General features: G+C 38.1%; 10 protein-coding genes, 1 pseudogene and 1 riboswitch. Of the genes and pseudogenes, 4 read left to right on the top strand and 7 right to left on the bottom strand.

Annotated elements, in window-relative coordinates; translation table 11 throughout:
• The first annotated feature begins 34 nt into the window (after positions 1–34).
• Positions 35–916, top strand: coding sequence for a DMT family transporter (locus tag JCM15092_RS05420; RefSeq protein WP_024993771.1), 882 nt, complete (start codon positions 35–37; stop codon positions 914–916).
• Here the strand turns inward: JCM15092_RS05420 and nrdG are convergent.
• The 3 genes and pseudogenes from nrdG to JCM15092_RS15070 form a co-directional block, all read right to left on the bottom strand.
• On the bottom strand, positions 911–1,390 hold the full coding sequence (gene nrdG / locus JCM15092_RS05415) for an anaerobic ribonucleoside-triphosphate reductase activating protein (protein ID WP_024993770.1): 480 nt from the start codon (positions 1,388–1,390) through the stop codon (positions 911–913). The genes JCM15092_RS05420 and nrdG overlap by 6 nt on opposite strands.
• Positions 1,368–3,467, bottom strand: a complete 2,100-nt coding sequence (nrdD, locus tag JCM15092_RS05410) for an anaerobic ribonucleoside-triphosphate reductase (protein WP_024993769.1) — start codon at positions 3,465–3,467, stop codon at positions 1,368–1,370. Before nrdD ends, nrdG begins: the two co-directional genes overlap by 23 nt.
• A 92-nt stretch (positions 3,468–3,559) precedes the next feature.
• Positions 3,560–3,775, bottom strand: a riboswitch (cobalamin riboswitch).
• A gap of 84 nt (positions 3,776–3,859) precedes the next feature.
• A pseudogene (locus JCM15092_RS15070) lies at positions 3,860–4,503 on the bottom strand (DedA family protein).
• A 238-nt stretch (positions 4,504–4,741) separates the two neighbouring features.
• Here JCM15092_RS15070 and JCM15092_RS05400 point away from each other — a divergent pair.
• Positions 4,742–6,040 (top strand): phenylacetate--CoA ligase family protein, encoded by a 1,299-nt coding sequence (locus JCM15092_RS05400; RefSeq protein WP_024993768.1) that lies wholly within the window; start codon positions 4,742–4,744, stop codon positions 6,038–6,040.
• Between the two features lie 16 nt (positions 6,041–6,056).
• On the top strand, positions 6,057–6,491 hold the full coding sequence (locus JCM15092_RS05395) for an ACT domain-containing protein (protein ID WP_024993767.1): 435 nt from the start codon (positions 6,057–6,059) through the stop codon (positions 6,489–6,491).
• A gap of 156 nt (positions 6,492–6,647) precedes the next feature.
• Here the strand turns inward: JCM15092_RS05395 and JCM15092_RS05390 are convergent, their stop codons facing one another.
• Positions 6,648–8,351: a DUF6057 family protein gene (locus JCM15092_RS05390; RefSeq protein WP_024993766.1), complete on the bottom strand. Its 1,704-nt coding sequence runs from the start codon at positions 8,349–8,351 to the stop codon at positions 6,648–6,650.
• A 13-nt stretch (positions 8,352–8,364) separates the two neighbouring features.
• A complete protein-coding gene (locus tag JCM15092_RS05385) occupies positions 8,365–9,795 on the bottom strand; it encodes a TolB family protein (protein WP_024993765.1) in 1,431 nt (476 codons plus the stop codon).
• A 314-nt stretch (positions 9,796–10,109) separates the two neighbouring features.
• On the opposite strand from JCM15092_RS05385, the gene JCM15092_RS05380 reads away from it, so the two are divergent.
• Positions 10,110–10,757 carry an HU family DNA-binding protein gene (locus tag JCM15092_RS05380; RefSeq protein WP_024993764.1) on the top strand — a complete coding sequence of 216 codons (648 nt, stop codon included), beginning with the start codon at positions 10,110–10,112 and terminating at the stop codon, positions 10,755–10,757.
• Positions 10,758–10,766: 9 nt separating this feature from the next.
• Here the strand turns inward: JCM15092_RS05380 and JCM15092_RS05375 are convergent, their stop codons facing one another.
• Positions 10,767–11,393 (bottom strand): aminotransferase class IV, encoded by a 627-nt coding sequence (locus JCM15092_RS05375; RefSeq protein ID WP_024993763.1) that lies wholly within the window; start codon positions 11,391–11,393, stop codon positions 10,767–10,769.
• On the bottom strand, positions 11,377–12,423 hold the full coding sequence (locus JCM15092_RS05370) for an aminodeoxychorismate synthase component I (protein WP_024993762.1): 1,047 nt from the start codon (positions 12,421–12,423) through the stop codon (positions 11,377–11,379). Before JCM15092_RS05370 ends, JCM15092_RS05375 begins: the two co-directional genes overlap by 17 nt.
• Between the last annotated feature and the right edge of the window lie 445 nt (positions 12,424–12,868).

Here is a 12,868-nt window from a genome sequence, read left to right as displayed (position 1 = left end):
ACTGAACAAACTTAACATAAAATACAAAGAGATGATGAACGGAAGAAGTGAGATTTTTTATCATGTTATAGCAATTATTGTAGTCTCAATATGGGGCGTTACCTTTATTTCAACAAAAGTACTTATTGATAACGGCCTAACACCGCAGGAGATATTCTTTCTACGCTTTATAATAGCATATGTTGGTATGTGTATGATATCGCATAAGAAACTATTTGCCTACTCATTGAAAGACGAACTTCTTCTCATGGCAGGAGGTGTTACAGGCGGTTCACTCTATTTCCTTACGGAGAATACAGCACTTGCCCATACACTTGTTACCAATGTCTCTTTCATTGTCTGCACAGCTCCACTTCTTACCACTATTCTATTAATCGTAGTCGACAAGGATACCCATATCAACCGTCATATCATTGCAGGTTCAATCATCTCTCTTTTAGGTATGGGAGCAGTGGTCTACAACGGAAGTGTTATTCTGAAGTTATCACCTCTTGGCGACTTTCTTGCACTATCGGCAGCAATAAGTTGGGCATTCTACAGTCTTATCATGAGGAAGTTGTTCCGTAAATACGAAACAAACTTCATAACACGCAAGATTTTCTTTTATGGATTGCTGACTATCCTCCCTGTGTTTATCATTGAACCCGCTAATACTCCTTTCAGTAAGATTTTAGAGCCGGCAGTATTAGGTAACCTTCTATTCCTGGGGATCATTGCCTCATTGGCTTATTATGCTATATGGAATGTAATACTAAAGCATATCGGCACTATTAAGGCAACCAACTATATATACCTAAATCCCTTCTCCACACTTATAGGTTCATTCATCTTCCTCGATGAGCCATTTACAATTATGGCTATGGCAGGTGTCATACTTATCATTGCAGGTATGTATATTGCAGCGAGACGATCATAGAGGCAACCCTTTTCTATGAAAGCGGTAAGTTATATCCACCATATTACCCTTCTCAACCATATACATCCGTTGGTTGGTATCTGGAGAGTTCAGTCCGCCTAATCTCTCTATATATGGCCCAAGTTTAATATAATCGAAGTTATCAATAGATATATTCTCATCCAGGTTTTCTCTTCCAGAGTACCATCCTACTTTAATACCTCCTTCATATTTCGAGTGTATATATTTTGCCATGGTATCCACATCTCTCACCGATGAATCACCTCCCATAAAGCATATACAGCTCACCTCATCCCTATAACCATCTATAAGAGAATCAAGGAGGGGTTTATCCAACAGTTCACCTATGTCGTCCATAAGATGCGGGCTATGACAGCCCTTACATCTTATGCAACAATTTGATAAATTTAATGCTAATGTTATTTCATCTGGTATCTCTTGAAAGACTATATCATAGCTTGCCAGCTTCAACATAAAATCGTTTTGCAGCCTCCTTCTGCCTTGCTAATGAGAAGTTGCTTACACGTTTCATATAACCTATAACTCGTGTAAGATAGTCTACATTCTTACTCCTGCACACAGGGCACTCCGTAAGATATCTCTTGTCGATATGGTTACAATCATTGCACACTGTATTAGGAATATTATATGTAAAATAGTTACATCCCTCTTTTGCAGCAACTTTTAGTAACTGTCTATATTGAGCCTTTGAAAGATGCTCCTGTAGGTTCATGTGCAGCGCCGAGCCACCTGTAAGGTGCTCAATATATCTCCTTCCATGAAGACGGAACTTATCAATTATATTAAGCGACTCATCCTCCACAATATAGAAGTAGCTGTTATAGCATTCACGATATGTCTCAAATCCTGCCTCTTTATCCCATTTAGCGTGTTTTACACCTACATTCTCAGCAGGTATCATCTCGCAATTGAATAACACATCTTTACCCCTATACCTTTTGTTATATTTCTCTATCAGTCCCAAAACTTCACCAACAAACCCCTCATATTTAGGGTTATCGTTTATCTCTATTCCCATGAACTGTGCAGCCTCAACAAGGCCGTTCACTCCCACAGTGAGATATTGTCTGCTTATGTTAATATAACCGGCATCGAAGAGTGGCAACATACCTTTTTCCTGCAGTTTTTTGAGATTCTCGTTGTATGCCATCTGCACCTTATGTACCAAATCTATTACCTCCTCGAGGAATAAATTGTATGCAATGCCATTTTTAACAGCATACTGAATACATCTGTTGAGGTTTATTGTAAGCACACTTTTTGAACCTGTAGATACACCACCAGCACCAAGAGTATAGCTGAACCCATTATCCTGTATCTCATTTCTCAGTCGGCAGCAGCTACTTAGTGAGTCAGCATTATCGCTCATATAGGTAAAGAAAGAGTGTCCTTTGGAGTACATATAAGCTGTAAAGTCGCCATACTCCTTATCTTTTGCATCATCATTTTCTGTGAGAAGAGCCATTGTCTCGACAGGGAATGTAAGCACTGATCGTGTACGTTCAACGTTAAACCACTCCATAAACCTCTTCTGAAGCCAACTCAGAGAATCCCAATGTGGAGAACTTCCATCAGGGAAAACAAAGTGTTCGAAGAGAGAGTTGAAGTAGTATTTATCATAATATGATATATTCCAGAACACCGCCTGGAAGTTACGTGCTCCCGTTGGCTGATTGATAGAGTATACAATCTGTTCAAAGCAGTCGGTTATAATCTTATCTATAGTACGTCTCTTTGTCGACAGATCCACCACCTTATCGGCATTTTGGTAGTAATCCTCACCATACTCCTTCTCTATGAAGTAGTTCATGTACATCAAAAATTCAGGTGTAGCACAAGCACCGCTAAGCATACTTGCCACAATGAATACCATATTTACAAAACCACCGCAAAATGATTTTAAGTTTGTTGGTGCTGTAGAGTTACCACCTATAGCCGTTGTACCCGAGATAAGCCATGGATACATGGTGATACTTGCGCAATAGTTTGCAAGGCTTGTCTCATCATTTTTGTAGATGAAATGATTATTAAGAAGTTCCAAGTATCTGTCGGCCAACTCTTTTCCATACATATCCTTTATCCTGTCTGTAATAAGACGTCTGTTAAGACGGATAAAGTTTGACTTAGGCAACTCTCCTATTAATGTAGCAATGTTTTTGTTCTCTACATTCGCATTTGCATCATATTTACTTCCCGAAGCAGGGTTCGACGCATCACAGTAGTCCATAAGGAATTTCAGCTTATCCCTTGTCTCTCTGTCTTCGGTATGTTTCTGTCTGTATAGCATATACGATTTTGCTACACTGTAATACCCTTCGGACATTAAGGCTATTTCCACTTGGTTCTGTACATCCTCCACAGTAATTCCATCATGGATAGATATACGGCTGAGGATATTTGTCAATACCTCCTGCGATGCAAAACTTCCTACCGACAGGAACGCTTTTGAGATTGCATTTTTAATTTTATCAATAGAGAAATACTCTTTCTTCCCGTCTCTTTTGATAATAGATAAATTCGAATTCAACATAGTATAAAATAATTAGTGATTCTTCGCAACCAAATACTATCATACAGGGACAAACAGATGTAACATCTTTGCCTTTCACCCGAAAGCCTTGAATGAGTTCTTTGTTACCGGCAGGTCTTCTGACTTGTTTTATGCAACGCCTTCCCGACCCTTTCAGGTCAGTGGCTTTGGGTTGTTGCAAAATTCATCTCAATAGTATGAGATAAACAAAACTTACAGCTACGGGGATAGTTCCTGAATTTCACAGGATTCCCTTTTAATTCCGTCGTTCATGAGTTGAAGCGGAAACCGATGCTATGCAAATATAGATAATTTAGTTTTGCTAATCCTAATTTATGTGACTATTTATGGAAAACATTTTTTGTCCATTGCGGACTATTTTCATTAACTGATTAGCTCTTAGATTGGTATAATGAGCGGGCTAATTCCAACATAGGAATTGCAGAAGTAACAATGATTATTAAGATGATGAAAAGATTCATATTCTCCTGTACAAACGTTATATCACCGAACAAGTAGCTCCGTAACAGAATAGAATCATCCAGAAAAATGCACCTATAACATTATATCTCATGAAATTATAGTATCGCATCCTTCCCATACCCGCCACAAACGGCGCAAAAGTACGTACAATAGGTATAAATCGGGCAAGTATTATTGTCTTACCACCATATTTGTTGAAGAATGCATGTGTTCTTGTAAGATAACTCCGCTTAAAAATCTTAGAATTCCTGTTTGCAAAGCACCGTTGCCCCATGTAATGTCCAACAAAATAGTTGCATGTATCTCCCAACACCGCTGCAATAAAGACTACCAAAGCAATAATATTCACATCAAGAGGTGTTCCCGGCAGAGCTGAAAGCGAACCGACTACAAATAGTAGTGAGTCACCCGGTAAAAAAGGTGTTATAACAAGACCTGTCTCCATGAATATTACAACGAAGAGTATTGCATAAGTCCATATTTGATATTCGCTGACAATGTATGCAGCATATTTATCAATATTAACTAATATGTCGAACAGCGATTCAAGCATAACAACAACTTTTGCTTATATAACAAATATAACAACTAAAGTATTATAAGCTTAATTCTTAAACGTAAAAAATGAGCTTAATCAAGAAAATAAAGTCATATGACAAGAGTTTAAATATATATTCTTTATCAAACCAAATCAGATCTTTTTTTTTCAGAAAGGATTACAAAAGCAGAGTTTATTTTGCATGATGAATTTATCTTTTATAAGTTTGTTCAAATTCAATATTGAAATAGATATGTATTTACACAAAGAACTGGAGACAATGAGTCGTGATGAAATTAATGCTTATCAACTTGAGAAGTTAAAGAGCACGATAACTCATTGCATGAATTCTCCATTTTACAAAAAACGTTTCAACCAAGAGAAACTATCGGCCGACAGTATAAAGTCACTCGACGATTTAAGACGTTTCCCATTCACGACAAAAGAAGATTTACGAGCTACCTACCCTTTTGGTATGGCTGCAGTTCCACTTGAGAAATGCATTCGCCTTCACTCATCTAGTGGTACCACCGGAAATCCTACAGTAATACTTCACACACGTAATGATATAGAGGCATGGGCTGATGCCATGGCTAGATGTATGTATATGGTAGGCATGCGCCCTAACGACGTATTCCAGAACTCATCAGGTTATGGCATGTTCACAGGTGGTCTTGGTATGCAGTATGGAGCTGAGCGTTTAGGTATGCTCACAGTGCCGGCAGGTGCAGGGAATACAAAGAGACAGATAAAGTTTATGAAGGACTTCGGTACAACTTGCCTTCATGCAATACCATCGTATGCCTCACGCCTTTATGAAGTCATGAAGGAAGAAGGTATAGATCCACGCCGTGACCTTAAGTTGCGCGTCCTCGCCATTGGCGCCGAACCACATAGCGATGAACAGAGACACCGCATCGAGGATATGTTGGGTGTCAAGGCATACAACTCTTTCGGAATGTCCGAAATGTGTGGACCAGGTGTAGCTTTTGAATGTCCAGAACAGAATGGTATGCATATATGGGAAGATTACTATATAGTTGAGATTATTGACCCCGTTACTCTGGAACCTGTTCCTGATGGAGAAATCGGCGAGATGGTTCTCACCACTCTAAAACGTGAGGCTATGCCTATGATACGCTACCGTACCCGTGACCTTACACGCATCCTTCCCGGAGAGTGCCCTTGCGGACGTCATCATAAACGTCTGGCACGTATGCAGGGACGTTCCGATGATATGATAATTCTCAAGGGAGTCAACATCTTCCCTATCCAGATAGAGCAGATTTTGATGAGATATAAAGAGTTGGGAAGTGATTATCTGATAACTCTCAACAGAGAAGATATAAACGATTCAATGACCATTGAGGTAGAGCTCAACCAACTATTCACTGATGACTATGGCCGTCTGCAGTCGCTGACACGCGATATAACAAGAGAACTCAAGGATGAGATTCTTGTCACCCCTTATGTAAAACTTGTATCAAAAGGCTCGCTTCCACGAACTGAAGGAAAAGCTAAACGTGTAGTAGACAATCGTATAACACACTAATATTAAAGCAAAGATTATGACAATACATCAGATTTCAATCTTCATAGAGAATAAGAGCGGCACACTTATAAAGGTGCTGAGACAACTCAAAGAGGCTAAGATACAGATTGTAGCAAGTACCATAGCCGACACCACTGATTATGGTATTTACAGAATTATTTGCAGTGAACCTTTACGAGCAGTTAAGATGCTTCAAGAATCGGGCATACAGGCTAATATATCCGATGTCTTCGCCTTGAAACTTGACAATAAACCGGGCTGTGCTGCCGATGCCTTAGAGATAATTCATAACGCAGGAATAAGTATCTCCTACCTTTACTCATTTCTTCTAGATGGCAGAGGAATACTTATTTTCCGTACCAATCAGCCGGATTTGACCAAAGAGACTATTCTTCTTAATAACATGGATTATATGGAAGAGGATGCTCTGGCAAAAACTATTAATATTTAATTCAGAGATATTGCAGACATGTATTGTCTGCTGCCATCTTATGACGAATATGTAGGCAACTGATATTACATCAAATAAGCTTATCCCGATGACCTTTGGTTAGAATGAGATAATCAGCATCATCCTTACTCAATAAAGCAGAGTGAGGATGATTTTTTATTCTATCTTTTCTACGTTTATATCAGAGAAGTAATACTTCAGATAGCTACCGGCAAACTTTCTACCTATAGCCTCGCTATTGCCTGTCTGCATCATCTGTTGCAGATCTGAGTAAGCTCTTAAGGCCTCATCAGTGACCTCAATTCTGCAAGGAATATTGTTCACCTTACATAACAGAGCAGCCTCCTTATAGCATCCTCGCACCAGTTCAGGTGATGTAAGACAGAAAGGAGCCACCTGTGCAAAAGTTGCAAGATCCTTTTTCATAAGCAAATTACAGAGCAGACAGTCGTTTATTGACGTAGTTGAATATTGACTGGATAGCACACGCATTAGTGTCTTTACATCTGTAGATGCACTGAATAGCTGTGGAAGACGGGGAGCCTCACCTCTACTGGCATTTACGAACTCTTCAAGCTTCGTTGTATTCAGATTACTACGAGAATATATAGAAAGGTATTTCCTTGCCAACTCCTCATTTCCACTGATCTTAGCACATTGAGCCAGATTTCTAAGATCACGGAAATTCATTCCATAGTCCGACATACAAGCATCCTGGAAGAGGTTGTGCATAGCCTCATTTGTCAGATTAAGTGATTTATAGAATCGACTGTTCAATCCATAGGTCATGCGACTGTTGGGTGAAGGATACGTATATTCAAGCATAGGTGTAACAGGAAGCGAGAAGAGCAACTCGGGAAGTTTGTTCAACTCTATCAGGCTCAACACTGAATATTTCATACGAAGATCGTATAGACTGAGTTCACTATCCATCCCCCTCTGAAGTATTCTGTTCCACATCCTATTCTCTGCAAGATACTCCAGATGATAGCTCTCTTCTGAATTCTTAAAGACGCTATCCTTATACAATATAGCAGATGCAGTGCCTAACAATAAGGCAATTATGACATATGCCCAATAAAATGCAATATGCTTTACTTTAGATAGATTGAATATCGAGATCAAACAAGGAAGGAATACAAATATAGTAAGCCAAGTTGGTATCTCTGCGTTGGTAAACATAGAATAACGGACAGCAATAGGCTCATAATAGAAATAGTTCCATATAACAGGAGCAAACGCTGCCAAAATAGCAAGTAGGATATATACCAATGACTTAGATGAACGTGGAGAACGTATCATCTCAACTAATGCTATAGAGATATACAAAAATATCAAAGCTCCTCCGGGAATAAGAAATAACATTATCGGTATAAGAACAGCAAAAATAGCCAATCTTAATGAATAGTTGCCAATCTTACTATATAACAATAATGCACCCCACAACGCTATCTGGCTCACAATTATCACAGGAGAGTGAGCATAAAACGATGCCCACATAGTGGCGACAACAGGTAGAGCAGCAAAGCCCAGCATACCCCCTCCTAACTTGTTCTCTTTCATTGTATAGTAAGAGATAACCCCTAAAAGTGAGAGAAGAACAGTGTTTATAAGTATGCCGACTATCACGTTACCATACCATTGAGCAAGCCATAGCCCTATCCACTCTGCCACACCGGCAGGTGAAGTGAGAACAGCCTTAGTAAAGTCGGAAGTCAATATAAACAAGTTATCTTCCTCCATCTTCCATAGTCTATATGGGTAAATCTGAGAGAAGAAGATATATATTATTACAAACATTAAGAGAAACAATAAATAGTGGTTTTTATTGCCTTCTATAGCTTTTATTTTCAGTTTCATAGTATTGCAATTCTTATTTAAACAACTCCATTGCCTTTTTCTTATCCAATCGTACCGGTGCTTTTATAAACTCAGGTATATTGTATGATTCTAATCTCATGATATTATGCTCTGCCGACTCTTGAGGCAAAAGGAATGGGCGTGAGAATCTGCCTTTACCGTCAAAATGCGCTATGAAGAGACGAGTATAACGTCCATCAAGACGTCGGCTGCTAAATATTACCCACTTGCCGTTTGATGACCATGAGTGATAACTTTCTGCCTCTTTGCTGTTGAGAATGGAAGTATCAGTAAACTTACCGGTCTGAAGATCTATCATCTCCAACTCGCTGTCAGAGTGCCATATAGGGAAAGTAGCAAAGCCTGAACGAGTAAACAACAGGTATCGTCCTTCAGGAGATATTCTTGGGAAAGAGATGCTGTTCATTCCCTTCTCTGCATCGATAATAGTATCTATCTTTTCAGCAAATGTTCCTGTTTCTGCATCAAAACCAACTCTGCATAATGAATAGTGAAGTTTGTTCAGTTCATCCGAGCTCTTTACCTTCTTTGATACACAGTAGTATAGTGACTTTCCATCAGGAGACCAAGCCGGGAATGTCTGCAATAGTGAATCTCCGCAAAAGCGTTGATCTGTAGCCACCTTCTCATCATCAACACGATAAAGTATAAGGTCTGACTCGCTGTCGTAAACCTCTATAGGGTCCTTGCCTGTAGCATAGAAACTTTGCGAAGTAGCATTAGAAGAGAATATAACATACTTTCCTGAAGGATGCCACATAAGGTATACCCCTTGCTTTCCTGGAGCAATAGCCTTCAAATCAATCTTCTTCAACTTATCTCCTTCAACAAAGAGTGTTCCACCACCCTTCTTACGGTAATGTATAAGCATGTTCTCGGGAGAATAGTTATGGAAAGAGTGGCAATTTATACATCCATTTCTATCAGTCTTGAGAATCTCCTCCTCTGTAAAATCGGATAGTCTGCGTTGGCATATCTTCATATCCTGCCAACTCTCATAGCCAGGTTCAATCAATCTGTAAGCAATATAGGGGTCTATACTATCCTTTGATACAAATATAGAGAAAGGTCTGTATCTCACACCTTCAGGATTCGCCTCATCGAAAACAGACAACTCTACTTTAAGCTCCTTACCTGCACATGATGTCATAAGTTCCCTCCACTCGTCGGATGAAATTTTTATTTCTTTATTACCATCTACCGATAATAAAACATTACCATCACAGCTAATCTCTGCATAGAGTGATTTTGCGCCTTCAACCTCAAAATTCAGAGGAGCAATATTGCATGGGACAGTTATATCTTTATAATCAGGAAATATCTTTGGAGATTGGTCTATCTCCCTGTCAGCCCTATGACCGGTCGAACAGCTCATAAACAGCGTAACCCACCCAGTAAGGAAAAGGGATTTAATGAAATTCATAATGTATTGTCACTGTGTTTTTTATTCATAATATAGATTTTCAGTGGAAAGATATATCAAAATTAGAGCAACTCAAAAAAATGAAGATTCATTTATCAAAAAAACTTTATACAAAGTATCATAAAAATAGAAGAATAAAGAGTTTTATTTCTCGTTATTTATTTGTATATTAGAGATATACAAGATGAATTATTCATTTGCCGCCGCCGTCTGATAAGTCGCCGTCGTCGTCTGATGAGATGGTGCTGCCGACTGATTGGCCGTCATCGCCAAACGAACTTTTTATCACGATTATTCACATAAACTTTTACTTTATGACTAAGTATATTAAGCAGGAGATGAATGATTTGAATGGTACCGGAAAGAAAAGGTGCTATTACAGGCTTGAAAGTAGAGGAATTCTTTCTACAAAAGACCTTATTTCTCAGATAGCTTATCCCGGTTCCGGGCTGAGCACCGGTAGTGTGACGCATGTTCTACAGAGTATGTCCGATGAAATAGCGCGCTCTATAAGCAAGGGATATAGCATCTCTATTGAAGGACTTGGCATCTTCAAGGGTAGCATCGGTGTTATAAAAGGGAAAGAGATGGACACCATAGATGGTAATGATCAAAAGAGAAATGCAGCCAGCATAGTCATTGACGGAGTAAGTTTCCGAGCAGACAGAGACCTTATATCTAGAGCAAATCAGAGCTGTAAACTTAAGCGTGGTAAGGTAAACAGGTTGCACATATCACCTTTCACAAAAGAGGAGAGATTGCAGCAAGCACTCACCTACCTCAGTAATCCAGATACACCATTTATGCTGGAGGCGGATTATGCGAAAATTACAGGATTGTCAAAGTTCAAAGCTCATGAGGAGTTGGTGGAACTTAGAAATGATCCCGACTCAGGAATAACTTTTTCTGGTTCAGGAAATAGGGTGATATACTATATTAATAAGAAAGCTAATGAAGATTAGGTGATATAATTAAGGCAGACATATGTTATCTGTACCTATCTCTAGCACTCCGAAAGGTATCATTGCATTAAATAGACATATTTTTGAATATCTTTTTATGGTAGATAGAGGAATATTTTCCTCTTTTATGACATGACCTTCAAGAAGAGTCTCTCTTCTGATACCTTTCAGAAGTGGATATTGAGGAGTGAACCATCTTTTGCCATCCCAAAATGCAACATTGCAGATAGATGTATCGGTCACCATTCCATCTTTTATTATAATTATATCATCGCAATCACTACGCATTGCGAAGAGCTCATTAAGTTTTGCACGGTCAGCACTTTTATAGGAATACTCTATCTGGTCACAAATAACACATTTCAGAGTTCTTACCTCTCTAATTTTATATGGTGAGAGAGTGACATCTATTACCCCATCCTTATCGTAAAGCAATCTTGCCTTATAATTAGATATTTTAATACCAGGAGACTCTTTTTTCATCTTCTCTATCAAGGGATAAACATATTTCTCTATCTCTACTCTCTCATTGAGATAAGAGATATGATGTAGAGTAGCGTTAAGTCGCCTATTGTGATAATAAAGATTTACAATATTATCATCATCAACCATCATTGTCTCAATATATTGGCACATAAACTTTTTGAATTACTTCATTATACTCACTCTCACAACAACTCATAGAGGTTATTCCACCACCGGCTTTGAAATATAGCTTACCATCTTCATTCTCTATAAACCTGATCATAACTCCGCTATCCAAGCATCCTTCCATATAATATCCCATTATGCCGGTATAGAAATTTCTGTCGTATCCCTCAGCCTCAGCTATAATCTCCATAGTTTTTTTCTTTGGAGCACCGGTTATGGAACCTGCAGGCAGCAATCTGAATATTATATCTCCTATCCTCTCCTGATAATCATCGGGCAGATGTCCCGAGATCTTCGAACTAGTCTGCAATATAGGTCCCTTATTTGTATATATGGTATCTACATACCTGTATTTGTCAACCTTCACATCTTCGGCAACCATACTAAGATCATTCCTTATCAAATCAACTATTGTAGCATGTTCAGCAGCCTCCTTCTCATCGTTCATCAAAATCTCCTCAGCCCTATCAACAGACGCTTCAATAGTACCCTTCATAGGATATGAACTTATCACTCCATTTTTATCTATACGTACAAATATCTCTGGTGAAAAACATACAAATCTATCTTTCAAGAGCAACTTATACATAGCTTTAGAATTATAGAAAATATCAACAAGAGATAAGTTTGTAGCAATAGGTACCTTACAGGTAAGATTTACTAGGAAGCTGTTCCCTCGACGAATATTACTAACCACTGTATCAAAGCTCATTTTATAGCTATTAAATAATGGCATATTGTAGTGCCATTCAATATTGCTTACATCTGTTTCTTTATTATAGGAAAAGTTCTTACCAATCTGTAATAATCCAATATCTTTCCTCTTTTCATTAATCGAATGAGTAGAGTTTGATACAGAGTTAAATGAGAAGAGAGTCTCATAAGGATCAACATTCTCAATCCTCTCAATAAATATATTCTCCTGTAAATAGTCAATTATAAAGATATATGGAATATCTGCCTTTGCCAATCTATTCATCTGCTCAATTGCATCTTGCTTACTATATAGCTTCATCTTTTTAAAATTATGATGTAAATTTAGGTAAATTACTATTTTCTCGATGCAATTGATAGCTATAAAATAGTTATCAGCCATAAAACAGACTTTATATCCTCTATCTCCACAAAATACATTTTTATTGAAACAATAATTCGTCGTCTAATGAGATGACGTTGCCGACTGATGACCGTCATCGCCAAACGAACTTTTTATCACGATTATTCACATAAACTTTTACTTTATAAGTAAGAGTAATTCACTATGAGAGCATTCTTGTTTTACTGAATTCCCACTATAATCAATACTACCATAAACAAAATAAAAAATACTTACTATTTTGTAACCTATAACAATAGTATACCTTTGTAATCACTAAAAATAGATTCAGATTGACGTAGGGTTTTTGTCTGGTTTTTCGTCTAATAACAAACGAATATAGAATGAAAATACTATTTAGCAA

Origin of the sequence: Phocaeicola paurosaccharolyticus JCM 15092, assembly GCF_000613805.1 — a bacterium.
GTDB classification, from domain to species: Bacteria; Bacteroidota; Bacteroidia; order Bacteroidales; family Bacteroidaceae; genus Phocaeicola; species Phocaeicola paurosaccharolyticus.
Note: the sequence above shows the minus strand (reverse complement) of the source record. Positions and strands in the feature narration are given on the sequence as shown.

Excerpts from the sequence above, each read along its gene's own strand:
- JCM15092_RS05420 (WP_024993771.1), top strand. The coding sequence starts at position 35 with ATGAACGGAAGAAGTGAGATTTTTTATCATGTTATAGCAATTATTGTA.
- nrdG (WP_024993770.1), bottom strand. The coding sequence starts at position 1,390 with ATGTTGAAGCTGGCAAGCTATGATATAGTCTTTCAAGAGATACCAGAT.
- nrdD (WP_024993769.1), bottom strand. The coding sequence starts at position 3,467 with ATGTTGAATTCGAATTTATCTATTATCAAAAGAGACGGGAAGAAAGAG.
- JCM15092_RS05400 (WP_024993768.1), top strand. The coding sequence starts at position 4,742 with ATGTATTTACACAAAGAACTGGAGACAATGAGTCGTGATGAAATTAAT.
- JCM15092_RS05395 (WP_024993767.1), top strand. The coding sequence starts at position 6,057 with ATGACAATACATCAGATTTCAATCTTCATAGAGAATAAGAGCGGCACA.
- JCM15092_RS05390 (WP_024993766.1), bottom strand. The coding sequence starts at position 8,351 with ATGAAACTGAAAATAAAAGCTATAGAAGGCAATAAAAACCACTATTTA.
- JCM15092_RS05385 (WP_024993765.1), bottom strand. The coding sequence starts at position 9,795 with ATGAATTTCATTAAATCCCTTTTCCTTACTGGGTGGGTTACGCTGTTT.
- JCM15092_RS05380 (WP_024993764.1), top strand. The coding sequence starts at position 10,110 with ATGACTAAGTATATTAAGCAGGAGATGAATGATTTGAATGGTACCGGA.
- JCM15092_RS05375 (WP_024993763.1), bottom strand. The coding sequence starts at position 11,393 with ATGTGCCAATATATTGAGACAATGATGGTTGATGATGATAATATTGTA.
- JCM15092_RS05370 (WP_024993762.1), bottom strand. The coding sequence starts at position 12,423 with ATGAAGCTATATAGTAAGCAAGATGCAATTGAGCAGATGAATAGATTG.